We start from the raw sequence: 22,126 nt of genomic DNA on the forward strand, positions 1-22,126 counted from the left end.
TTTCAGGGGGTTCCGGTTCATGGCCAGCTTCAAGAAATATCGCGCCGGCAGCAGGTTCAAGCTTTCGCACATCGACCCCGGCGACACCGCCTTCTGCGAAGGCGATGAAGTCGCCCAGCGCGAAGCGGTCGACGCCCTGGCGCTCGAACTCGACGAGATGCAGAACCTGCTGCATGCCGAAGGCCGCCGCAAGGTGCTGCTGGTACTGCAGGGCATGGACACCAGCGGCAAGGACGGCACGGTGCGCTGGGTGTTCTCCCGCACCTCTCCCCTGGGTGTGCGCGTGGCCGCCTTCAAGGTGCCGAGCGAAGAAGAACGGGCGCGCGATTTCCTCTGGCGCTGCCACGCCGTCGTTCCGCGCAACGGCGAGATCGCGGTGTGGAACCGCAGCCACTACGAAGACGTGCTGGTGCCGGTGGTCGAAGGCTGGATCGACAAGGCCGAGACGAAGCAGCGCTACGCGCAGATCAACGACTTCGAGCGCCTGCTGGTCGAGACCGGCACGGTCATCGTCAAATGCATGCTGCACATCGACAAGGACGAACAGCGCACGCGCCTGCAGGCCCGCATCGACACACCCGGCAAGCAGTGGAAATTCAGCACGGGCGACCTCGAGGTTCGCACCAAGTGGAGTGCCTACCAGCGGGCCTATGAGAATGCGCTGGAGGCCACCTCGACCGAACACGCCCCCTGGTACGTGATACCGGCCAACAACAAGCGGCATCGCAACCTGATGATTGCGCAGCTGCTGATGAAGACGCTGCGGCAGATGAAGCTCAAGGCGCCGCCGGCGGACCCGGCGCTGAAGGGAATGATCGTCAAGTGAGCGGCCTGGCGGCCGCCCCCGGATTTCGCCGCTGCTGCTGCGGTTGCCCGAGCGAACGGACTCAGGAACGGCGAACCGGCGCCTGGGCCAGCACGCGGCACTTGCCGAATTCGCAGCGAACCGCCCAGGTTCCACCGTTCTCGCAAGGCACGTTGTACGACTCGAAGCCGGGGCCCTTGGCCGTCAGTTCGGCGCGCGGCTGCAGGTTGCAACGCCCGGCCTTGGCCAGGGTTTCGACGTTGTAGGTGTCGACACCGGTGCGGCGGGGCTTCGCTGCGACGATGGGGTTGAAGCTGTGCCCATAGAACGTGTCGCGCACTTCGGGATCGAGGTTGCGATAGCCGCGCTTGGCCATGCAGTGGACGATCGCGATCTGCTGGTGTTCGGCGATCAGTTCCGAGCTCGGGCGCCCGTTCCAGTCGATGATGGCCGCGCTGATGCCCGTGTAGGAGGCTGCAGCGACGATGCCCTGCCCGTGCACCGTGATCAGGCCGAGACCGAGCGCCACCCACATGGCGTCGCTGCTCTCGCTGCGGGCCGTGATGCGGGTGGCGGCCGTGCGGCAATCCGCCACGTCGCTGTCGTAGCGCACCTTGTCCACGCCTTCCATGGCGACCATGGGCACGTAGGAGAGTCCAGTCCCTGTTCCGGGCTCGGTCGGTGTCGGCGGCGGCGCACTGGCGCAGCCAGCCAGGGCCACAGCGGCGAACGCAATGCTCAGCAACAGCTTCATGGAATTCCCTCGTCCTCTTTCGCGATAGTTCCGCGGATTTAACCATACATATAGTTACTCTTGAATCGACTTGTCGCGAATGCACGACGACGGGCGGGAGGGCATGCGACGATGCGCCACCCAGCCCCGCCCGCCCGCAAACCAAAGTGCCTACACCTGCCGCATGAAGATCGAAACCATTGCCCAATCCTGGCGACCGCGGGTGCAATTTCGGGCACCGTCCGGTGCGACCGTCGAGGTTTCCTTGCAGCCTTCGAACCCGAGGGATGTTTCCTGTTTTGGCTGGCTGACGCGCCCGATGACCGGGCACGTCCTGGCCGCGGCAGCATTCCTGCTCCCTGTCGCCCCGACGGCCATGGCTCAGACCTCGCCAGCAGACCTGGCAAGGAAGAACGGCTGCATGTCCTGCCATGGCCTGCTCCACCGGCAGGTGGGGCCGGGTTTCGCACAGATCTCGGACCGCTATCGAAGCGACGTCGAAGCACCCGTGCGCCTGACGGGCAAGATTCGCAACGGCAGTGTCGGCGCCTGGGGCCGCGTCATCATGCCGCGACAAGCGCATGTCTCCGAGTCCGACGCGCGGGCTCTGGCGGGATGGGTGTTGTCCCAGCCGCCATCGGACGCGGGCTCAAGGTAAGAAGCCTCGCGAACCGTTCACACCCCCTGCGTCCCGGCCTGGCACACGGCGCGGATGACGTACTCGGTTTCGCCGTCGGTGAGCATCGGGTAGAGAGGCAGTGCCAGCGAGCAGCCGGCCAGCCTTTCGCTGTGCGGCAGCGCGCGCGCTCCGTGCCAGGGCCGCAGCGCCTCGTGCAGGTGCAGCGGCTGCTCATAGTAGACGCGGGTGGCGATTCCCGAAGCAGCGAGACGGGCGGCCAGCGCATTGCGCTCGTGCGGGCCTGGCAAGGTGACGACAAAGTAGTTCCAGGCGTGGCCCGCTGCATCGCGCGGCAACTGCATCGGGCAGTCGGCCCATGCCGCCAGGTAGCGCGCAGCGATGGTGCGGCGCCGGCCGATGGCGGCCGGGAAGTCGTCCAGCGCTGCTTGCAGCAGGCAGGCCTGCAACTCGTCCATGCGGCTGTTGTGCCCGAGATGGCGGTGCAGGCCGTCGTGGTAGCCGTGGTTGCGCAGGAGCCGCGCCCGCTGGGCGTGGTGTGGATTCCTGAAGGCCAGCGCTCCGGCATCGCCTGCCGCACCCAGTGTCTTGGTCGGATAGAAGCTCATCGCTGCCGCATCCCCCCAGGTGCCGGCGCTGCGCCCGAAACCGTCGGCGTCGCAGGCGCTGGCGCCGAGGCACTGCGCCACGTCCTCGATCAGGTACAGGCGCTCGTCACGGCAATAGGCTGCGAGTTCGGGCAGGCCGGTGGGATCGCCGAAGAGGCCGACCGCGAGGATCGCGCGGGTGTTCGGTGTGCGAGCGCTCCGGAAATGCGCGAGCGGTGCAAGGAAATCATCCGGCGCACTGTCGACGAACACCGGCCGCGCTCCCGCGGCAAGCACCGCCTCGGCGCACGCAACGAAAGTGTAGGAAGGAAGCAGGACTTCGTCCTCCGGATGGCCGCCGCCTGCGCTTCCGATGCCCATGCTCTTGAACGCCAGCAGCAAGGCCTCGGAGCCCGAACTCACCGCCACCGCCTCGCGGCCGTCCAGCAGGCCTGAGAGCCGGGCTTCGAAGGCCTCGACCTGCGGACCGAGGATGTAGACACCGCTGCGCAACACCTCGGCCCATGCCCGGGTCAGGCGCTCCACCATGGGCTCGGCAGAGACCGCCGATCGGAACAACGGGATCTTCACGCGTGCAGCACCTGGCAGGCCCGTGTCACAGCCACCAGCCCATCGACGCCCGACGCGATGCAACTGCCCTCCCCGTGGATGGCGCGCCGGAAGTCCCGGTACTGCCGCGCCAACGCATCGTCGCCCGCCACCATGCGCCGGGCGTTGCCGCGCAGGTTCAGCATCTGCTGTCGGCCATCGATACACACCTGCAGCTGGGCGCTCGCCGGCGTGCTGTCGTAGCCGCTTTCGAGATCGGCGACCAGATCGCCCAGGCGCACCCGCGCATGGACGCTGCGCGCACCGATGCGCCGCGTGATCACCTCCAGCGGCGCATCGGCCGGAATCGCGCACAACCAGGCGAGCAGGTCGATGTCGTGCACCATCAGGTCCAGCACGCTGTCCCTGGCCGTGGCGTCGCGGGACGAATAGCGGCGAAATCGCAGGATCGGCTGCGCGCTGTGCCGATGGTTCGCTACCGCATGTCGAAGCCGCCGCAGCACGCTTTCGTCGAATGCGGGATTGAAGCGTTCGATATGACCGGTGCTCAGGGTGACGCCGCATTGCCGGGCGGTACGAATCATGAGAGCGCCATCGAACCGGTCGACGCACAGCGGCTTTTCGACCAGCACATGGCAGCCTCGCCGCATCAGCGCCAGCGCGACCTCGGCATGCGCCTCGTCACTGGTGGCGACGGTGGCCGATTCGATGTCCGGGGGCAAATCGTCCACGCTGGACAACAGGGGCAGCGCCGCGAGTTCGGCACAGGGGCGAGCTGCCGGCGAGCAATCCACCATCGCATGCAGACGGAAGCCCGGGAGGCTGGCGAGCTTGCGTGCATGGGTGCTGCCGAAACGACCGAGGCCCACGACGGCATGGATCAGTGCGGCTTCGACAGGAAGAGCGACTGTCGGATCGACGGATCTGGCGATCAGGGCATCGTCGATGGCAGGCGTTGTAAAGGTCATCGCGCCGGATGACGTGAACGGGCAATGCTCATCAGGGCATGAGCGGTTGTGCAATTCATCATGGCCGAGCCGGGTCAGGAGACGCCCGCGACGCTTTCGAAGCATCGCGCAACTGGTCGGCCACGGCCTGCAGGTGGGCGCCGCGTATGACGTACTTGTAGACGCCCGCGGCAACGCGCTCCGCGCCGATGGTCTCGAAAGAAGGCTTGGCTGCGGGCGCTTCGGTTTGCTCGTAACGCGTGGGCCGCGCAGCGAAAAGGCACTCCCGGCCGTATGCCTGCGTGCCGAATTCGGCGATGAAGCCGTCGAGCTCGCGTTGCAACTGCCCGCCGACGCTGTGGGCGTAGCGATACATGTCGTCCAGCTTGGCCTGCAACTCCTGCGCGTCGAGTGTGGCCATCAGATGGCGTTCGGTGTCCAGGCGCCCTGGCGGGCTGGGATGACCGACGGTGGGATAGCCGAACGCGCTGACCGGATGGCCGCGCGCCGCCGCCTGCGCGGCAACCTGGTTGGCCAGAAGGCGGCACAGGTCATGGGAAGGGTTGTAGTCCTCCGCTTCGTCCGCGACGATGCAGTCGATACCCTGCGCGAGCACATGGGCCGTCAAGGCGTCGAGCCATTGCGCGAACATGCGGACGTCTCCCTCGAGCAGGGCTCGGTAGATGTCCGCGTCTGCCACCGGTTCCACCACCTGCGGAATCCAGTTCGCACCTGCGCGCGCAAGGTTGTCGATCGTGGGTTCGAGTCGCGGTATGCCACTCGAACCGGCACCGTTGGTCAGCACCACGAAGTCCGGCCGTTCGTTGCGCAGCCATTTCCACAACAGCAGTTCATGCCCCGCGTGCGCGGCGATCACCAGGGGCTTCATGCGCGACGGGCTCTTGATTGGACGAGGGATGAGATCAGGCGCAGCGGCGCACTCACGCGCCACGAACGGCTGGCGTAGACAGCGCGCAATTGTGCCTGCAGCCCGGCGAGTTCGGCGCGCGCCTGCAGCACCTGCTGCTCGGCGTCCATCAGTCGTGTGCCGGACGCGGTGCACGCAGCTTCCGCGGCCTGCAATTGCTGGGCCTGCGAGGCCGAAGCAGCCTCGGCGACCTGCAATTGCCGAGCCTGCGAGGCCGCATGGTCGGCATGCCGCTGCGCCTCGGCCTGGTGCGCGTGCTGGTGGTCGTTGAGGGCTTGCTGCAGCGCCAGGGCGTGCTGGCGCAACGAGGCCAGCCCGAGATGTGCCGCCGTGGGGCTGCCGCGCCGGATCCAGTCATCCATGTAGCGTGCCACCTCGTCTGCGCGCCGTTCGGCGGGCACCTCGATCACCGCGTATTGCTGCGTCATGCGCCGCGCGCAACTTTCGAGCGCGCAAAGCGTTGCATCCAGCCCGCCATGCGCGCGCATCCAGGCCCCGGCCTCGCGCGCATCTTCGGCATCGTATCGGTCCAGTTCGGCGCCGACGTTCTCCCGCGTGATCGGTCGCGTCATGAGCGCCCGGCCGAAATTCCAACGCCGTGCGTGCGCCGCAGTCGCCGCCGTCACCATTTCGCCCATACCCGAACTCGGGTCGAGCACCACCACCGCGTTGCCGGTGACCAGCGCCTCGGTGGCGCAGCGCCCCTTGGCAAACACGATGTCGTAGTGGCCAAGCGCTGCGGCCGGGTCGGGCAGATGATTGCCGCTGCCGCTGCCGATCACGTCGAGCGCAAGGCCACGTTGCGTGCAGGCGGCGCGTACTTCCTCGAGCTGCGCATCGTGCGATGCATAGTTGCTGAAGACCAGCGCCTTGAAGGGCCTGGCCGGCAGCGCGGTGCGCTGGAGAAAGCGCGAGAGGTCGACCCCGTTCTGGATCAGTTCGATGCGCTCGCGCGCGATGCCGAACTCGTGCACCAGGCRCTCGGCGCAGTTCTCGTCGACGGCCACATGGCACACGACCTGCGGGAACTGCGCCGGGCGGCCATGGTCATCGCTGCGATCGTGGCAGATCGTGAGTACCGGTACGTCGTGGAAATGAAGCAGGGCGCGCACCGTCTCATGGTGGGTATTGCCGATGATCACGTCGGGCCGCACGGCCATGTCGGCCATGTCGGTGATGCAGGCGATCGAGGCATGGCGCAACTCGTCCGCCATGTCGCCGAAGGCCGTGGCAAAAATGGTCACGGCGTGCCCCCGCCGCCGAAGCCATAGCGCCAGATCGCGGGTGAACATCTCCGCACCCGTGCGATGCACCAGATAGCACATCGTCAGCAGGATGCGCAACGGGCGCGCAACCAGAGGGCCGGCGGCGTCTGCCGGATGCGACGGCATGTTCAGTCGTGCAGCGCTGACGCGCCCCCGGTTTGCCATCTGCGAGACTTGCCAGGAAATGCAACAACCCGCCTCGATATTTCAGGATTTGAAGGAAGGGCATTCATAGGCTGGGGGAAGTAGGTCGGAGCCGACGAAACGGGAAGGATAGCCGAGAGCGGATCCCAGGTACCGCGGGTCCCTGCCTCGATTTCACGTACAGCAAACGGAGGCACTACCCACGGATATATCGCGGCACAAAAACAACAGGCACCCCTGCGAATGTGCTCATCCGGCCCAGGGCGAAGAGCCCCGTTTCAGAAGGGCCGCACGAAAAGCGCGACACGCAACAAAAAGCCCCAGTAGCTGGACAGCTACGGGGGCTTTGATTTGGCGGAACCGGATGTTTACGCCCCTACACCTTGCCGCGCTTGAGGTAGTCCGCGCCCTTCGTCACGCGATAAACAGCACGCTTCACAGCGGACACCGACACGCCGTGTCGTTCGGCTAACTCGCGGTACGTCACCCCCCCTTGGCGGTACTCAGCAACCGCCCGAGCTTCAGCCTCAGCCTCAAGGCTCCGCACCCGCCCAGGCTCCCTTCCACGCTCACGTGCAGCGTTCTGCCCAGCAATCGACCGCTCACGGATCATTGACCGCTCAAGCTGCGCCACCGCACCTAGGATCTGGACCACGAACATGCCCATGCTATTGGTCGTGTCGATAGGCTCAGTCAGACTCTTAATGCTCGCACCGACCTTCTCCAGTCGCCGCAGTATGTCAAGCAAGTCTGAAAGGCTACGTGCGATGCGATCGATCTTGTAAATCATCAGCACATCGCCACGCGTCAGTGACGACAAGCAACGCGCCAACTCCGGCCGCCCCCTCTGAGACGCCCCGCTCGCTTTTTCCTGAAAGATGACATCACAGCCAGCCCTGTTCAGGGCATCAAGCTGAAGGTGATTTTCTTGTTCTCGCGTGGACACACGCGCATAGCCATACATCGTCATAAATCGCCCCACGAGGCTGGATCACAGGCGCGACCTCCCTCCGTTAGACACGCCCAATCCCTACGCGCTTAGGCCCCGTGCACCCCTGCCAAGTGCTATTGTTTTAATAGCATAGTACATTTAGCAACAACACGTCGAGGAGCGGGAATGAATAGACAAATGCAGCAGCTAGAAAACGCCATGGCGCAAGCCGTGCTGTTCGAGATCGTCATCAGCAGCATCGTTATCACGCTGTTGTTTTTCGCCCTCTACTACGCGATCCGAGCCGGCATTCGCGATGGCATCCGAGATGCACAGCAAGGCCAACGAGCAGGAAGAGAACCAGCCCGAGAGCGTGCAGCAACAACCGCACACCTCCCCGACATACGAGCCGACTGACCAATCTCATGCTACGCGGCGGACTGCCGCATCGTTCGCCGCACGACTCACTGGGTCAGGCTCGCTATACAGAAGCCAAACGGTGTTGAGCTTATTGCAAATGTGTTGCACTACCACATGCCCCTCTGGCAGCTCCCACGCGAGGCTGATCGCATCAGCCATCGTTGTCCCGGGACAATGCATGATCGACGGATGCGGGGGCGTGAGGCCACGAGAGCTATCCCACATGCGCGCACCGGTCTCGCCGTTCTCATGGTCCTTGGTGAGGTACTTCGAGACATAGCCCGCGATCTTGGCCGGACTACGATAGCGGTTGAAACGGCCGTCTTTGCCGCCGACGAAGCACATGCCATTGTTGGCGCCCACCACGTCGCGCCAAAGGGCCGTGCCGACCTTCCAACTGAGCACCTTGCAGCCCCGATGCTGGATCAGCACGGGAAGGCGATCACAGGCCACGTGGACGTGCCATGCGCCACGTTCCTGCCGCTCAAAGCCCCACACCCCACGGAAGCACGGAAGAGCCTTGCGCATCTTGCGCAGCCACGCCGCGAAGTGCTTACGACAGAGAGCCAAATCCTGTTGATTCGCCCGGTAGGTCAGAGTCAGCATTTCGTTGAAGCCCGCTTGCTTGATCTTCCAGCGGCAATTGCGCTTGGCGCGCTGACCGGACTTCCAGGCTGATCGCTTTGCGCGCTCCTCGAGCATGCGCAGTTCTTCCAGGGTGCCGGACTGATCGACCTCGACCACGTGCGCATCCGGATCGTCGGGATCACTGGTGGCCGGGATGTAGAGGTAGCGCGGCTGAATCAGCGTTTCGCGCTGGCCGTTGTCGAAGACCTGAGAACGAACGGTCACACCGTCCTGCACTTTCTCGCACCAGAAGCCTTTGTGCTTTACCATCGCGCTCATATCGCATCCCTCGAACAATGTTGCGGTATCACGTCCCCGGTGGCCTGCCAGCTACGCGGGGACTTTCTTTTTGTGGCCACGTCGACCACCTGAATCAACGCCTCGAGGAGATTTGAATCAGCTCCGATCAGCGGATTCTTGAATCACTTTTCCCGAGATCTCGCGGGTTTTGATTCAGCCAGCTGCAACTGGCTCACCGCGCGATCGAGAAGCCACGCAGCAGTGCGATCACGGGACCAAGGCCGCGACCACGACGGCCGCTTGCCGGGCTGACCATTGCACTCTGCAATCTCATCGATCTTGGCCAACAGATCGTCAGACACTGCTACAGAAAAACGCTTCATAGGACACCCTCAGCGGCTTGTTGAAACCGCGCCCGTGAGGGTGTCGGTCGTAATGTGTTCTTTTAATAAATTAAGGCCGCGCTGCGCGCGGCCTTGGTCCTCGTACCTCAGCCCTGCGGCCGGCTCAGCGCGTGCCTGATCGCACCCACAACCGCACACCAACGACAGGAGCCCGCAGCCGCGGGCGTGCTGCTTCACGTTGGGCACATAAGCCGGGGCACGTGCCATCACCACGCCAGTCCGATGCGTGTCTGCGCTTCGCTCCGACGTTGGCTTTGCAGTAGCGCGAGCGCTGGCGCAGGGGCACGTAATGAGCATCCCGCAGCGGTTGCTGCAGGCGGTGTAGCTGTAGATCAATCGCCACCCGCCTGAAACGACCACTTCGATCCCGACTGCACCCGAGGTTGCGGCGCTGGTGCCGGTGCGGCCGCAATAGCCGTAGGCGCTCCGGGCGACTTGCCACCACTGTCGATCAAGACAATGCCGGGAGGCGCAGGAAGGGCCGTTTCCGGGCCTTGACGGGGGGTCTGCGGCTGATCGAAGGCCCTGCGCTCACCTTCAGCCGCGAAGGCGTAGAACGCCCCATGGCGCACGAGGCCTTCGCACATCGCCTGATCGATCGGGTACGGAGTAGCGTCCTGAGTGAAGCATTTGCAACCCTTCGACTGCATCGAGATGCACGCAGCAGCGACGGGCACGCGCTTGGGCTCGGTCAGCTTGTCGTAGGCCGGCGCGGTGTGCATCAGACCCGCGATACGCGGCCGATAGCTCGCAGCGTATTCCGCCGGAGTCGATGGCCGCTCACGCGGCGCACCAGGTGCCCCACCAACCGCGCCAGATGCCGAAGCGGAACCAGCGGCCACAGCAGGAGCCTTGTGCGTGCGATCCCACAGCAGCTTGCCCGCCATGTACATCATCGACAGCGCGACGGGCACGCCGATAACGACCATCCAGAACTGCTTCGGGATCTTGCGCTTACCGGTGTGGAGCTCGGCACTGTCGTACCAGTCGTACACCTCTTTCGGCTGACCACGCATCGTGACCTGTGCCGACTTGCCGGAGCCGTCTTTCTCGCAGACGTTGTTAACCGCCGACCACTGAAGCACGCTGGTCATGTTCGACGCACCGAACGCACGCTTCAAATGCTGGTGCCAGCCGGGCGAACCCACAAGCTTCGTGACGAAGCTATCGATGTTGCTGGGGTGCTGGGTGAGCAGGAAGAAGTCGAAGCCGCGTGCACGATGCTCGGCCAGCTTGCTGACGTAGAGCGGGACCGCCGAACCATTGGGCCGCTTAGGCAAATCGAGATGGCACTCATCCATCAGAAAGATGGTGCCATCCGGCTCTGCCTGCCAATCCTTGAATTCGATCAGCTTCCAGCCAAATTCTTTGAGCTTTTCAGGCTTGAGCTTGAACCGCCCGTTGTAGCAAACGGGGCGCAACTCCTTCAGCTGCATTTCACGCACGTCTTTGAGCGTGAACAGGGTCTTACAGGAGCCATTGGCCCCGGTGCGGAGGTACAGCATTACTTCATCACCCAGCGCTTGACGGTGTCACTGGTGACGCCCTGCATCACCGCACGCGCAACGATCGCACTCGTAATGATGCTGATGCACACGCCCACCTTCATGTACGAGAGCAAGGCGATGTACTCGCCGCCCATACCCTGCAGCGCCGACACCGCTTGCGACTTGAGAAACGACAGGCTCGCATTGGCCCCGGTGAAAGTCACCGCACCGATGCCCAACCGCAAGAGCACCTGTCCGGCAATGCTGCCGGAGACCCAGAGAAGCCCGCGCAACAGCAGCGCAATGATCAATGGCATGACTACCCCCTTGTGAGAATGCGCGCCGCAAGCAGCAAAGACACGGCGACGAGGATTTGCCCGAGGACCGCAAGCGGGTCACAGAGCACGTTGAAGGGCAGGGCGACCGAATAGCCGCGCACCACCACTGTCTTGTTGAGACTGCACCCACCACCGCCGAGTGAATCGCCCATATCGAAGTTGCCGGGACCGATGTTCACCGTGCTGTTGTTCGGGTTGTCCTTCATGGCGTTGTCAGTCTTCTGACCCTCAGCCGCAGCCCACGTAGAAGGCTCGGCGTCGGTGCGCAGAGTCTCGCAATTGCGCTTGTGCTGTTCCTCCGCCATCGCATTCAACACCGCGTCATCGCTCACCGCCTTAAAGCCACTCGCACACGATCCTCCGAATGAAGTGTCTGCACCATCGCCATCGCACTGCTTGTCCTTCGGATTCGCAGTACAGAACTCCGACTGTGCCTGCGTCCCGGTGGCACTGGTCGTGCCGGTGCATGTCGTGCGGCTCTGCCCGTCAACCGTCGTAGTGCCAGATGTCTGCCCAGCCGGACAAGTAGTGTTGCCCGCCGCATTCACCGTCGTGTTGGTGTTGTTCGTGATCGTCGTGCACTGACCATTGAGGCACGTCGTTCGCCCGCTCTGCGTGCTGGTGGTGGACGAACCATCCGAGTTGTTCACCGTTGACGAACCATTGCCAGGCGCAGGCGTGCTGCTCTCCGTTCCACTCCCCGTAGGAACGCAAATCCTTGTACCGTTGAAATCACCAGGGGCCTGCCCTGCGGGACAACGCGCTGGAGCAGGCTGACCAGGCGAAGGAAGCTTGTCCGGATTGAGCGGGTCTTTCACCGGTGCCGGCGAGGGACCATCCGCACTCTCACCCGTCCCAACACACGATGACGCACGACCACCGGTTGCATATGCATTCCCCCGACACGTGTAGCCAACTTGCCCGGGAACCTGCGTGGTGTAGTCACACACCGCCACCGTCTGACAAGACGCTAGCTGCCCCTCCCCACCAAGGCAACTGTAGTTATTGCCCTTGGTTGTAGACGCCCATTCGATCTCACCGTAGAGCGCACCCTTTAAAGCAAGGCAGGGATCAGGCGGTGGCACACACGAAGTATGCATAGAGTCCTCGACGAAAGGCGACGTACAAACGCAACTCGACCCAGACAACGTGCTGTTCGCTGGACAGACATTGGCACCACCACCAATCGAAACGTATCCACCCAACTGCACAGCACCAGTGGTCTTCGCAACACTCTTCGAGCGGCAATAACCAGACGGACTGTCCTCGACAAAGGTTGTCCCCGACGCCCAACCAAGACTCACAGCGTTGGCATTGACCGCGCTCTGCAACGCCGAATCCAGACACGAATCGGACTTCGACGGAAAGAGCGCAAACGTCGTTCCATTAAACGTCGCACGCCAACCCGGCACAGTGGGAATAGCGGCCTGCGACGCCAACGAAAAAACCGCCACGAAGGCAGCAACGATCAGGCGGAGAAGATCAACCATAGTGCCCCGCAGATCGCAATGATGATGAACAGTCCCATGACGTTTTGCCCTGTGCGAAGCAGTCGGCGACCGCTTTGAACAAGGCACCTGCAGGCGTCCCCGCAGATGCGCTCAGCGGTGGATCAGCTCAGGGCCGAACGCACCCACTTGAAAGCCTTCACAGCGCCGTAGATCAGCAGCACGGCCACGCCGATCAGGCCCACGGGGGCGGCTTGTGCGCCGATGTCGGTAACGACAGCGGCAACGTCCACCGCCGCAGCATTGGCGCCGCCAGCGAGGGTCAAGACACCAGCGGCAACGAGGCCGCGAATCACGTTTGCGTTCATTTCAGTTTCCCTACTCAGGTTGGTTTCCATCGGAAGTACTGAGCGTCTTCAAGACCATTCGCACGGCCCATCCAACGACCCAGACCGCGCTGATGGCAAGCGCGATTTGTGCGCCTTCTTCCAGCGTGAGCTGGAGCGGAGGCAAAGAAAGTTCGTGCACCACGGTGACGGTGCACGCAGAGGCGCAATCGATGACGGTGGGATCAGCCATGGCGCACACGCTTCGGAGCGGTCAACGTGGAGAGAACCCACATGCACGCGATGGCTGAAGGGATCGCCAGCGTGAACGCGATGGCGTTGAGCATCAGGTGCCAGCCGGTGCCGGTTGCGAACCGCGCCCACCCTTCGGAGGCAGAGGCGTAAGGCCCACCAGCTTCGCCACGATGCGTCCTTGGTTCTCGCCGAAGGACGCGGCTTCGAGGGCGAATGCGCCGGTGTACGTACCGGGCTTCGCGACCTCTTCCAACTGCTTGGGGATGACCAGCACGCCGACCGCCGCCACGGTGCCGTCATCGTTGATCAACACGCACTGCGCTTCGGGAATCTTGTACGGCTGACCGGACTTCTTGGAGGTGCCCTCCTTGGTGTTGACCACGAGGATTTGAAGGATGGATTGCATGGTGTGTTCGTCCTGGGAAGACGCAGCCAAATCGACTGCCGGATGCTCGCGTTGGAAGCGAGCAACGAGCGGGCGACTCAGCCAGTTAGGCAACGACGCCACCAGCGAGGTACGCAGACCGCACACGAGCGGTGAAGAAACGATCACCGCCGCAATGACGTACCCACTCGTTCCAGATGCCCGGACCGGCACCCTTCGCGAGCACAGCCCGACCATCGCCATGAAACACGGACAACGGCAACGGGCCGAAGAACTCGGTGACCTCAATGCCGGGGATCACCAGCGGAAGCGGGAGGGTGCGGCTGTCTGTTTGGTCGCGCATGGAAGGCTCCTAAAATGAGCAATCGGCTACTGAAGCAAATTGCTATAGGTAGCAGACTATCACACACGGAAGCAATTTGCTACACCCCATGGACGTAAAACAACTCATCGAGGCAGCCGCCGAGATCGCAGGCAGTCAGGTCAAGCTGGCAGCACTACTGGACATGGCTGCGCCAACACTGATCCAGATGAAAAACGGGACAAGGCCATGCAACTGGCGAGTGCGCGGCAAGCTGCGAGCAGTCCTGGGAGAAGACCCGACACGGGCCTTTATCACCGCGATGGCGGAAGACCTCGAACAGTCGGAGCGGGAAGATGAAAAACAAGCCGCAGAGGGCTTCAAGGCGATGCTCGCCGCTTTCCCGGAGCATGAAAAAAGCCCCGTCAATCCTGAGATCAACGGGGCTTCATCAACTTGGCGGAACCGGAGGGATTCGAACCCTCGATGAGGCTCTACACCCCATACTCCCTTAGCAGGGGAGCACCTTCGGCCACTCGGTCACAGTTCCTGAAAGAAGCTGAGATTATGCCATCCTCAGACGGCCGGTTGGTCCAGATCGAAGGCTTTGTGCAACGCGCGCACGGCCAATTCCATATATTTTTCGTCGATCACGACCGAGGTCTTGATCTCGCTGGTCGAAATCATCTGGATGTTGATGCCCTCTTCGCTCAGCACGCGGAACATCTTGCTCGCCACGCCCACGTGGCTGCGCATGCCGATGCCGACGATGCTGACCTTGCAGATCTTGGTGTCGCCCACGATCTCGGTCGCGCCCAGCGAGGGCATGACCTTCGACTGCAGCAGGTCGATCGTCTTCGCGTACTCGTTGCGGTGAACGGTGAAGCTGAAGTCGGTCTTGCCGTCCTTGCTGAGGTTCTGGATGATCACATCGACCTCGATGTTGGCGTCTGCCACGGCACCGAGGATGTGGTACGCGATGCCGGGCTTGTCGGGCACGCCGAGCACCGAGATCTTGGCTTCGTCGCGGTTGAATGCGATGCCGGATACGACGGCTTGTTCCATGTTTTCGTCTTCCTCGAAAGTGATCAGCGTGCCTGACTTGGCTTCTTCATTGATGTCGATGTCCCAGGACGTGAAGCTCGAAAGCACACGCAGCGGCACCTTGTACTTGCCGGCGAATTCCACCGAGCGGATTTGCAGCACCTTGGAGCCCAGGCTCGCCATTTCGAGCATTTCTTCGAAGCTCACGGTCGACAGGCGGCGCGCATCGGGCTCGACGCGCGGATCGGTGGTGTAGACGCCGTCGACGTCGGTGTAGATCAGGCACTCGTGCGCCTTCATGGCGGCGGCAATGGCCACGGCCGAGGTGTCGCTGCCGCCGCGGCCCAGCGTGGTGATGTTGCCGGAGTCGTCCACGCCCTGGAAGCCGGTGATGACCACCACCTTGCCGGCGTCCAGATCGGCCATCACGCGCGCGTCGTCGATGCTTTCGATACGGGCCTTGGTGTAGGAGTTGTCGGTACGCACCGACACCTGCCAGCCCGCGTAGCTCACAGCCTCCATGCCCTCGGCCTGCAGCGCAATGGCCAGCAGCGCGGACGAAGCCTGTTCGCCGGTCGATGCCAGCATGTCGAGTTCGCGGTTGTGGGCGTCGCCGGGTTTGCTGGGCGCCAGCTCCTTGGCGAGGCCGAGCAGGCGGTTGGTTTCGCCGCTCATGGCACTCGGAACCACGATCATCTGGTGGCCGGCGCGTGCCCACTTGGCGACGCGCTTGGCGACATTCCTGATGCGCTCGGTCGAGCCCATCGACGTACCGCCGTATTTGTGAACGATCAATGCCATGGGTGAAATCAGAGAAAGAAAAAGGGCCGCTGGATAGGCGGCGCCCTGCAAGCTGTCGGAGCTAAGTCTTCGGCGAGGGCGGGGCATTGTACCAATGCAGCCGGTCGCCCTTCCGCTCGGCGAAACCGCCGGCCACTTTCAGGTGGATACGGTGGCCGCGCGTGGTGCAGGCACGGATCTGGTCGAGCAGCTGGTCGAGCTGCGCCGCGCTGGGCGCGCAGCCATGCGCCTGCATCAGCCAATGGCGCAGCACGTTGGCCTGCCGGGCCCGTGAAAGCGCCTGCAATGCCTTGATGCGGGGCGGATCGCCGCCCATGGCTTCCAGGTCTTGCGCCGCGAGTTCGACCAGCAGTTGCTGCGCCTGCGCCGCGTGGCCGATGCTGCGGGAGAAGGTGGCCCGAAACTGCGGAAAAGCCTGTTCCAGCGCGGGCAGGAGCACCGCGCGAATCCGGTTGCGGGTGTAGCGCGCGTCGACGTTGCTGGGGTCTTCGATCCACGGCAGATCGCGCTGCGCGAGCCAGCTGCGAATGTCGGCAGCAGGCACCGCAAGCAGGGGCCGGTAGATGTCCAGGCCGTTGCGCGCGGCATGCGCAGGCATGGCGGCGAGGCCCGGGAGGCCGGCACCGCGCGACAGCGCCAGCAGAAGGGTCTCGATCTGGTCGTCGGCGTGGTGCCCCAAGGCAATGGACCGGATGGCGGGCCGCTCCGCATTCCCGCGCGCCATGACGGCGAAAGCCTCGTAGCGGGCGCGCCGTGCCGTGTCTTCGGGACTGTCACCCGGCGCGTGCCGCGCATCGACCCGGTGAACGACGAGCGGCACGCCGAGCCGCCCGCAAACCACGCCGCAATGCCGCTCGAAATCGTCGGCCGCGGCTTGCAGGCCATGGTGTACGTGAAAGGCAAGCACCTGCCCCGGCCAGCGCGATGCGCATGCGGCCAGCAAGGCGGTGGAATCCGCACCGCCACTGAAGCCCACCGCCAGCGGCCATTGCGCCGGCTCGAACGCGGCCATGGCGCGTTCGAAGGCTTCGTTCATGGATGCTTACCGGCCGGCGTCGGCCTTGGTGTCGTTGAAACGGCCGTAGCTCTGCAGGCGCTCGTAGCGGCGCTCCAGCAGTTCCTTCGGCTTCAGATCGCTGACCTGGCGGAACGCGTCGTTGAGCGCGCGCTTGAGGAAAGCCGCCATCTGGCGATGGTCGCGGTGCGCCCCACCGACCGGCTCATTGACGATCTTGTCGACCAGGCCCAGCGCCTTCAGGCGGTGCGCCGTGATGCCGAGTGCATCGGCCGCTTCCTGCGCCTTGTCGCTGGTCTTCCAGAGAATGGAAGCGCAGCCTTCGGGGCTGATCACCGAATAGATCGAATACTGCAGCATCACGAGCTGGTCGCCGACCGAAATGGCCAGCGCGCCGCCGGAGCCGCCCTCGCCGATGATCGTGACGATGATCGGCACTTCCAGCTGCGCCATCTCGAAGATGTTGCGGCCGATGGCTTCGGACTGGCCGCGCTCCTCGGCGTCGATGCCGGGGTAGGCACCGGGCGTGTCCACGAAGGTGAAGACCGGGAGCTTGAACTTCTCGGCCGTTTTCATGAGCCGCAAGGCCTTGCGGTAGCCCTCGGGCTTGCTCATGCCGAAGTTGCGCGCGGTGCGCTCCTTCGTGTCGCGGCCCTTCTGGTGGCCGAGCACCATGCAGGGCACGCCGTTGAAGCGCGCCAGACCACCCACGATCGACAAGTCATCGGAAAAGTGACGGTCGCCGTGCAACTCAACGAAATCGGTGAAGATTTCGTTCACGTAGTCGAGCGTGTAGGGGCGCTCCGGATGCCGGGCGATCTTGGTGATCTGCCAGGGCGTCAGGTCGCTGTAGATGTCCTTGGTGAGCTGCTGGCTTTTCTTGCCGAGCTGATCGATTTCTTCCGAGATGTCGACCGCCGATTCGGTCTGTACATAGCGCAATTCTTCGATCTTTGTTTCAAGTTCAGCAATGGGCTGCTCGAAATCGAGGAAGGTTCGTTTCGCCAACGTCTTCTCCTGTTTTATTCAATACGCGACCGGCACGGGGTCCAGCGATCGCCAAATATACCAAGTCGCCACACTGCAGTACGGCGCCCAGGCCACGGCAACGTCGCGGGCATCGCTCCGGCTCACCGGATCGCCCGAAAAATAATTGACGCTGATGCCGTTGAGCAGCCCGAGGTCGTCCACGGGCAGCACGTTCGGGCGCATCAGGTGAAAAATGAGGAACATCTCGGCTGTCCAGCGGCCGATGCCGCGGATGGCCACGAGTTCTTCGATGATGAGTTCATCGGACATGTCCTTCCACGAATCGACGTGCACCACGCCCGAATCGAAATGAAGGGCCAGGTCGACCAGGTACTCGATCTTGCGCGCCGACAGCCCTGCCCCGCGCATGTCGTCGACCTTGAGCTTGAGCACGCTGGCCGGCGTCAGCTTGCGCGGCAACACCGCGAACTTGTCCCAGACCGTCTGCGCGGCCTTCACCGAAATCTGCTGGCCGACGATGCTGCGCGCCAGCGTGGTGAAGGCGTCGCCGCGCGATTCGAGGCAGGCGTCGCCGAACTTCGGAATCAGCCGCTTCATCACGCGGTCTTTTTTCGAGAGATGCTTGCAGGCCTCCTCCCAATAGTCCGGCGTATAGATCTGAACGCTGGATTTCTGGGTGGCAGGCATGGGGTTGGTGGTTCCGTTCACTGGGCGGCGGCCCAGGTCGTGCCTGTGGGCGAATCCTTGAGCACGATGCCCTGCTCCAGCAACTCCTGGCGAATGCGATCGGCTTCGGCGAAATTCTTCGCGGCCTTGGCGGCTGCACGTGCATCGATCTTGGCCTGGATGGTGGCTTCATCGAGCGTGGTGCCCGCACGCAGGAAGCGCTTCGGGTCGTCCTGCAGGATCTGGACGCACGCACCCAGCGCCTTGAGCAGGCCAGCCTGCGTGGCCGATTGCGTGCGGTTGACCTCGCCGGCCAGATCGAACAGCACCGCCACGGCTTCAGGCGTCGCGAAGTCCTCGTCCATCGCGGCCTTGAAGCGCGCGGCGTAGGGATCGGCCCAGTCGATCTTCACGTCGGCCGGCGCCACCAGGTCGAGCGCCGTGTAGAGCCGCTTCAGCGAGGCGCGCGCATCGTCGAGGTGCACGTCGCTGTAGTTGAGCGGGCGGCGGTAGTGCGCCCGCAGCACGAAAAAGCGGATGGTCTCGGCGTCGTACTTCTTGAGCACATCTCGGATCAGGAAGAAGTTGCCCAGGCTCTTGGACATCTTCTCGTTGTCGGTCACGATGAAGCCGTTGTGCATCCAGTAGTTGGCCAGCGGCTTGCCGTTTGCGCCTTCGCTCTGCGCAATTTCGTTCTCGTGGTGCGGGAACTGCAGGTCCTCGCCGCCACCGTGGATGTCCAGGGTTTCGCCGAGCAGTTCGCAGGCCATGGCGGAGCATTCGATGTGCCAGCCCGGGCGGCCGGCACCGAACTCGCTGGCCCATTTCACCTCGTCGGGCTCGCTCGCCTTGGCACTCTTCCAGAGCACCGGGTCGAGCGGATCGTCCTTGCCGTCGAGCACGGCCACGCGTTCGCCGGCATGCAGTTCGTCGATCGACTTGCCGCTGAGCTTGCCGTAGCCCGGGAACTTGCGCACCGCGTAGTTCACGTCGCCGTTGTCGGCACGATAGGCCAGGCCCTTCTTCTCGAGCGTGCCGATCATCGACAGCATCTGCGGGATGTAGTCGGTGGCACGCGGCTCGTGCGCGGGGCGCTCAATGCCGAGCGCGTCGGCGTCTTCATGCAGCGCGTCGATCATGCGATCGGTCAGCGAGCGGATCGTCTCGCCGTTTTCCACGGCGCGGCGAATGATCTTGTCGTCGATGTCGGTGATGTTGCGAACATAAGTGACGTCGAACCCGCTGGCCTTGAGCCAGCGCTGCACCACGTCGAAGGCGATCATCGAGCGGGCATGGCCCAGGTGGCAGTAGTCGTAGACCGTCATACCGCAAACGTACATGCGCACCTTGCCAGGTTGCAATGGGGAGAATTCCTCCAATTCACGCGAAAGCGTGTTGTAGATGCGCAGACTCATGAGGCTCGGAAAGCGTCGCTCCGCGCACGTGCGGCACGGGCGAACGACGGTGTATTTCAGGGGTGACGGGACAGTGGCTACGAGGGGTTGGACATGGCCCCTCGGCTACAATGCAACGCAGTATAAACGGCTACCGCCGAGTATCTCCCGGGTGTTCTCCAGGCCCGCATCCCCCAATCCTGCCGAGGCTTCATGAAGCACGCCGCGTTCTCCAAACTCCCCATCGCCTTCGCGCTCCTGTTCAGCCTGTGGGGCTCTGCCGCGCATGCCAACGACTACGACGATGTGAATCTTCTGCTGCGCCAGGGCAAKCCCGCCGAAGCACTCGCCAAGGCCGACACCTACATCGCCGGCAAGCCGCGCGATCCGCAGATGCGCTTCCTGCGCGGCGTGATCCTCACCGAGCAGAACAAGCCGGCCGAAGCCATCATCGCCTTCACCCAGCTGACGCAGGATTTCCCCGAACTGCCCGAGCCGTACAACAACCTCGCGGCGCTGTACGCGGCGCAGAGCAAGTTCGATCAGGCACGCGCCGCGCTGGAAACAGCCCTCAAGCTCAACCCGAACTACGCCACGGCGCATGAAAACCTCGGCGACGTCTACGCGCGCCTCGCGGCCCAGGAATACGTGCGGGCACAGCAGTTCGCCAGCACCAACGCGAGCGTCGCCCCCAAACTCACGCTGATCCGCCAGATCTTCTCGTCGAAGACCGAGGCCGAAGCCGCAGCCCTGCCCGCCGCATCACCTGTCATTCGCAAGCCGGTCGGCCGCGTCAGCAAGTAGCCACAGCCGGCGTGGGGACTGCGGCAACAGCCTTCGTTGCACGCCCCGCGTCCTCCATCATTCGCATACGGAGCATCTCTTGACGATCCACGCCTTTTCCAGCCTCAGCCGTCGCAGCGCCCTCGTCCTGGCGGCAGCGCTCACCTTTGCCGCCACCGGTTACGCCCAACAGACCGCACCGCGCGTCAAGCTCGCCACCTCGGCTGGCGACATCGTGGTCGAGCTCGATGCAGCCAAGGCGCCCAAGACGGTCGAAAACTTCCTTCAGTACGTGAAGGACAAGCACTACGACGGCACGGTGTTCCACCGCGTGATCGACGGCTTCATGATCCAGGGCGGCGGCTTCACGGCCGACATGCAGCAAAAGCCCACGCGCGCGCCCATTCCGCTCGAAGCGGGCAACGGCCTGAAGAACGACAAGTACACCATCGCGATGGCGCGCACCGGCAACCCGAACTCGGCCACCTCGCAGTTCTTCATCAACGTGAAGAACAACGACTCGCTCAACGCACCCAATCCCGACGGCTACGGCTACACCGTGTTCGGCAAGGTCGTGGCCGGCACTGACGTGGTCGACAAGATCCGCGCCGTGCAAACGGGCAACAAGGGCGGCATGCAGAACGTGCCCGCCGAAACCATCACCATCCAATCCGCCACCCTGGCGAAGTAACCTCATTTCCGAAGAAGGAGTCCCCTCATGAGCAATCCCCAAGTCGAACTGCACATCAAGAACTACGGCGTGATCACGCTGGAACTCGATGCTGCCAAGGCGCCGAAGTCGGCCGAGAACTTCATCGCCTACGTGAAGAAGGGCCACTACGACAACACGGTGTTCCATCGCGTGATCCCCGGTTTCATGGTGCAAGGCGGCGGCTTCGAGCCCGGCATGAAGCAGAAGCCCACCGGCGCCGAAATCGAGAACGAAGCCAACAACGGCCTCAAGAACGCCAACTACACCGTGGCCATGGCTCGCACCAGCGCGCCGCATTCGGCCACCGCGCAGTTCTTCATCAACGTGGCGGACAACGGCTTCCTGAACCACACCGCGCCTTCGGCCCAGGGCTGGGGCTATGCGGTGTTCGGCAAGGTGATCAACGGCACCGACGTGGTCGACAAGATCAAGGCCGTGAAGACGGGCCGCAAGGGCTTCCACGACGACGTGCCGCTCGAAGACGTGGTGATCGAAAAGGCCGTCGTCATCTCGGAATGACCCACAGGCACGGCGTGGCATGACCAAGGTGGCGAACCAGGCTTTTTCGGAGCTGGTGGCGCCACCCGCGTGGCGCACCGTGGACCTGATTTCCGACCTGCACCTGCAGGCCGGCGAACCCGCCACCTTCGAGGCCTGGCTGGGCTATTTGCAGACCACGCCGGCCGATGCGCTGTTCATCCTCGGCGACCTGTTCGAGGTCTGGGTGGGCGACGATGCCGCCGCCCTGCCCGGCTTCGAGGCGCAATGCGCCGAGTTGCTGCGCCGCACGGCACAGCGCCTGCCGGTGTTCTTCATGCACGGCAACCGCGACTTCCTCGTCGGCCCCGCGCTTGCAGCCCAATGCGGCTTCACGCTGCTCGAGGACCCGACAGTGCTGGTGCTGCACGGCCAGCGCTGGCTCCTGAGCCACGGCGACATCCTC

The 22,126-nt window shown here is 63.7% G+C and carries 27 protein-coding genes and 1 tRNA gene; 8 read left to right on the forward strand and 20 right to left on the reverse strand.

The window, feature by feature from the left end; genetic code table 11:
* The first annotated feature begins 19 nt into the window (after window positions 1-19).
* The gene (locus AC1DXX_RS22300) at window positions 20-826 is read left to right on the forward strand and encodes a PPK2 family polyphosphate kinase (RefSeq protein ID WP_478136395.1); all 807 of its coding nucleotides are present in this window, start codon (window positions 20-22) and stop codon (window positions 824-826) included.
* A gap of 61 nt (window positions 827-887) precedes the next feature.
* Here AC1DXX_RS22300 and AC1DXX_RS22305 read toward each other — a convergent pair whose 3' ends face one another.
* Window positions 888-1,559: a hypothetical protein gene (locus tag AC1DXX_RS22305; protein WP_478136396.1), complete on the reverse strand. Its 672-nt coding sequence runs from the start codon at window positions 1,557-1,559 to the stop codon at window positions 888-890.
* Window positions 1,560-1,722: 163 nt separating this feature from the next.
* Between AC1DXX_RS22305 and AC1DXX_RS22310 the strand changes: the two genes are divergently transcribed.
* On the forward strand, window positions 1,723-2,196 hold the full coding sequence (locus tag AC1DXX_RS22310) for a c-type cytochrome (protein WP_478136397.1): 474 nt from the start codon (window positions 1,723-1,725) through the stop codon (window positions 2,194-2,196).
* A 17-nt stretch (window positions 2,197-2,213) separates the two neighbouring features.
* Here the strand turns inward: AC1DXX_RS22310 and AC1DXX_RS22315 are convergent, their stop codons facing one another.
* The 5 genes from AC1DXX_RS22315 to AC1DXX_RS22335 form a co-directional block, all read right to left on the reverse strand.
* On the reverse strand, window positions 2,214-3,353 hold the full coding sequence (locus tag AC1DXX_RS22315; RefSeq protein ID WP_478136398.1) for a DegT/DnrJ/EryC1/StrS family aminotransferase: 1,140 nt from the start codon (window positions 3,351-3,353) through the stop codon (window positions 2,214-2,216).
* Window positions 3,350-4,405: a Gfo/Idh/MocA family protein gene (locus tag AC1DXX_RS22320; RefSeq protein WP_478136399.1), complete on the reverse strand. Its 1,056-nt coding sequence runs from the start codon at window positions 4,403-4,405 to the stop codon at window positions 3,350-3,352. Before AC1DXX_RS22320 ends, AC1DXX_RS22315 begins: the two co-directional genes overlap by 4 nt.
* Window positions 4,359-5,168, reverse strand: a complete 810-nt coding sequence (locus AC1DXX_RS22325) for a hypothetical protein (RefSeq protein WP_478136400.1) — start codon at window positions 5,166-5,168, stop codon at window positions 4,359-4,361. Before AC1DXX_RS22325 ends, AC1DXX_RS22320 begins: the two co-directional genes overlap by 47 nt.
* Window positions 5,165-6,451, reverse strand: a complete 1,287-nt coding sequence (locus tag AC1DXX_RS22330) for a glycosyltransferase family 4 protein (RefSeq protein ID WP_478136401.1) — start codon at window positions 6,449-6,451, stop codon at window positions 5,165-5,167. Before AC1DXX_RS22330 ends, AC1DXX_RS22325 begins: the two co-directional genes overlap by 4 nt.
* A gap of 541 nt (window positions 6,452-6,992) precedes the next feature.
* Window positions 6,993-7,586 (reverse strand): recombinase family protein, encoded by a 594-nt coding sequence (locus tag AC1DXX_RS22335; protein ID WP_478136402.1) that lies wholly within the window; start codon window positions 7,584-7,586, stop codon window positions 6,993-6,995.
* A 159-nt stretch (window positions 7,587-7,745) separates the two neighbouring features.
* Between AC1DXX_RS22335 and AC1DXX_RS22340 the strand changes: the two genes are divergently transcribed.
* Window positions 7,746-7,964, forward strand: coding sequence for a hypothetical protein (locus tag AC1DXX_RS22340; RefSeq protein ID WP_478136403.1), 219 nt, complete (start codon window positions 7,746-7,748; stop codon window positions 7,962-7,964).
* A gap of 6 nt (window positions 7,965-7,970) precedes the next feature.
* Here AC1DXX_RS22340 and AC1DXX_RS22345 read toward each other — a convergent pair whose 3' ends face one another.
* The 8 genes from AC1DXX_RS22345 to AC1DXX_RS22380 all read right to left on the reverse strand — a co-directional run bounded on the left by AC1DXX_RS22345 (window position 7,971) and on the right by AC1DXX_RS22380 (window position 13,820).
* Window positions 7,971-8,873: a rolling circle replication-associated protein gene (locus AC1DXX_RS22345; RefSeq protein ID WP_478136404.1), complete on the reverse strand. Its 903-nt coding sequence runs from the start codon at window positions 8,871-8,873 to the stop codon at window positions 7,971-7,973.
* Window positions 8,874-9,570: 697 nt separating this feature from the next.
* Window positions 9,571-10,743, reverse strand: a complete 1,173-nt coding sequence (locus tag AC1DXX_RS22350) for a zonular occludens toxin domain-containing protein (protein ID WP_478136405.1) — start codon at window positions 10,741-10,743, stop codon at window positions 9,571-9,573.
* Window positions 10,743-11,042, reverse strand: coding sequence for a DUF2523 domain-containing protein (locus AC1DXX_RS22355; protein ID WP_478136406.1), 300 nt, complete (start codon window positions 11,040-11,042; stop codon window positions 10,743-10,745). The genes AC1DXX_RS22350 and AC1DXX_RS22355 overlap by 1 nt, the downstream gene beginning before the upstream one ends.
* A gap of 2 nt (window positions 11,043-11,044) precedes the next feature.
* The gene (locus AC1DXX_RS22360; protein ID WP_478136407.1) at window positions 11,045-11,713 is read right to left on the reverse strand and encodes a hypothetical protein; all 669 of its coding nucleotides are present in this window, start codon (window positions 11,711-11,713) and stop codon (window positions 11,045-11,047) included.
* A 962-nt stretch (window positions 11,714-12,675) separates the two neighbouring features.
* Window positions 12,676-12,879, reverse strand: coding sequence for a major capsid protein (locus tag AC1DXX_RS22365; RefSeq protein WP_478136408.1), 204 nt, complete (start codon window positions 12,877-12,879; stop codon window positions 12,676-12,678).
* A gap of 10 nt (window positions 12,880-12,889) precedes the next feature.
* Window positions 12,890-13,090: a hypothetical protein gene (locus tag AC1DXX_RS22370; RefSeq protein ID WP_176666686.1), complete on the reverse strand. Its 201-nt coding sequence runs from the start codon at window positions 13,088-13,090 to the stop codon at window positions 12,890-12,892.
* A gap of 93 nt (window positions 13,091-13,183) precedes the next feature.
* Complete coding sequence (locus AC1DXX_RS22375) at window positions 13,184-13,498, reverse strand: cellulose synthase (protein ID WP_478136409.1); 315 nt, start codon at window positions 13,496-13,498, stop codon at window positions 13,184-13,186.
* A gap of 85 nt (window positions 13,499-13,583) precedes the next feature.
* Entirely contained in the window at window positions 13,584-13,820 is a 237-nt protein-coding gene (locus tag AC1DXX_RS22380) for a hypothetical protein (RefSeq protein ID WP_478136410.1), read from the reverse strand.
* A gap of 88 nt (window positions 13,821-13,908) precedes the next feature.
* Between AC1DXX_RS22380 and AC1DXX_RS22385 the strand changes: the two genes are divergently transcribed.
* Entirely contained in the window at window positions 13,909-14,268 is a 360-nt protein-coding gene (locus AC1DXX_RS22385; RefSeq protein ID WP_478136411.1) for a hypothetical protein, read from the forward strand.
* Here the strand turns inward: AC1DXX_RS22385 and AC1DXX_RS22390 are convergent.
* From AC1DXX_RS22390 to cysS, 6 genes are all read right to left on the reverse strand, one after another.
* Window positions 14,236-14,328: transfer RNA gene (locus tag AC1DXX_RS22390), tRNA-Ser, on the reverse strand. The two genes, AC1DXX_RS22385 and AC1DXX_RS22390, sit on opposite strands and share 33 nt — an antisense overlap.
* 26 nt (window positions 14,329-14,354) lie before the next feature.
* Window positions 14,355-15,623, reverse strand: coding sequence for an aspartate kinase (locus AC1DXX_RS22395; protein WP_478136412.1), 1,269 nt, complete (start codon window positions 15,621-15,623; stop codon window positions 14,355-14,357).
* 61 nt (window positions 15,624-15,684) lie between these two features.
* Window positions 15,685-16,659, reverse strand: coding sequence for a tRNA lysidine(34) synthetase TilS (gene tilS / locus AC1DXX_RS22400; RefSeq protein ID WP_478136413.1), 975 nt, complete (start codon window positions 16,657-16,659; stop codon window positions 15,685-15,687).
* Window positions 16,660-16,665: 6 nt separating this feature from the next.
* Complete coding sequence (locus tag AC1DXX_RS22405) at window positions 16,666-17,646, reverse strand: acetyl-CoA carboxylase carboxyltransferase subunit alpha (RefSeq protein ID WP_478136414.1); 981 nt, start codon at window positions 17,644-17,646, stop codon at window positions 16,666-16,668.
* An 18-nt stretch (window positions 17,647-17,664) separates the two neighbouring features.
* Window positions 17,665-18,315: a DNA-3-methyladenine glycosylase family protein gene (locus tag AC1DXX_RS22410; protein ID WP_478136415.1), complete on the reverse strand. Its 651-nt coding sequence runs from the start codon at window positions 18,313-18,315 to the stop codon at window positions 17,665-17,667.
* A 17-nt stretch (window positions 18,316-18,332) separates the two neighbouring features.
* Window positions 18,333-19,709 (reverse strand): cysteine--tRNA ligase, encoded by a 1,377-nt coding sequence (gene cysS / locus AC1DXX_RS22415; protein ID WP_478136416.1) that lies wholly within the window; start codon window positions 19,707-19,709, stop codon window positions 18,333-18,335.
* A 192-nt stretch (window positions 19,710-19,901) separates the two neighbouring features.
* On the opposite strand from cysS, the gene AC1DXX_RS22420 reads away from it, so the two are divergent.
* The 4 genes from AC1DXX_RS22420 to AC1DXX_RS22435 all read left to right on the forward strand — a co-directional run.
* Window positions 19,902-20,492, forward strand: coding sequence for a tetratricopeptide repeat protein (locus tag AC1DXX_RS22420; protein WP_478136417.1), 591 nt, complete (start codon window positions 19,902-19,904; stop codon window positions 20,490-20,492).
* Between the two features lie 79 nt (window positions 20,493-20,571).
* Window positions 20,572-21,162, forward strand: a complete 591-nt coding sequence (locus tag AC1DXX_RS22425; RefSeq protein ID WP_478136418.1) for a peptidylprolyl isomerase — start codon at window positions 20,572-20,574, stop codon at window positions 21,160-21,162.
* Between the two features lie 27 nt (window positions 21,163-21,189).
* On the forward strand, window positions 21,190-21,702 hold the full coding sequence (locus tag AC1DXX_RS22430) for a peptidylprolyl isomerase (RefSeq protein WP_478136419.1): 513 nt from the start codon (window positions 21,190-21,192) through the stop codon (window positions 21,700-21,702).
* 19 nt (window positions 21,703-21,721) lie between these two features.
* Window positions 21,722-22,126: metallophosphoesterase (locus tag AC1DXX_RS22435; protein ID WP_478136420.1), on the forward strand; the 405-nt coding region annotated here is incomplete at its 3' end.

The organism is Variovorax sp. P4_B10, assembly GCF_056402375.1.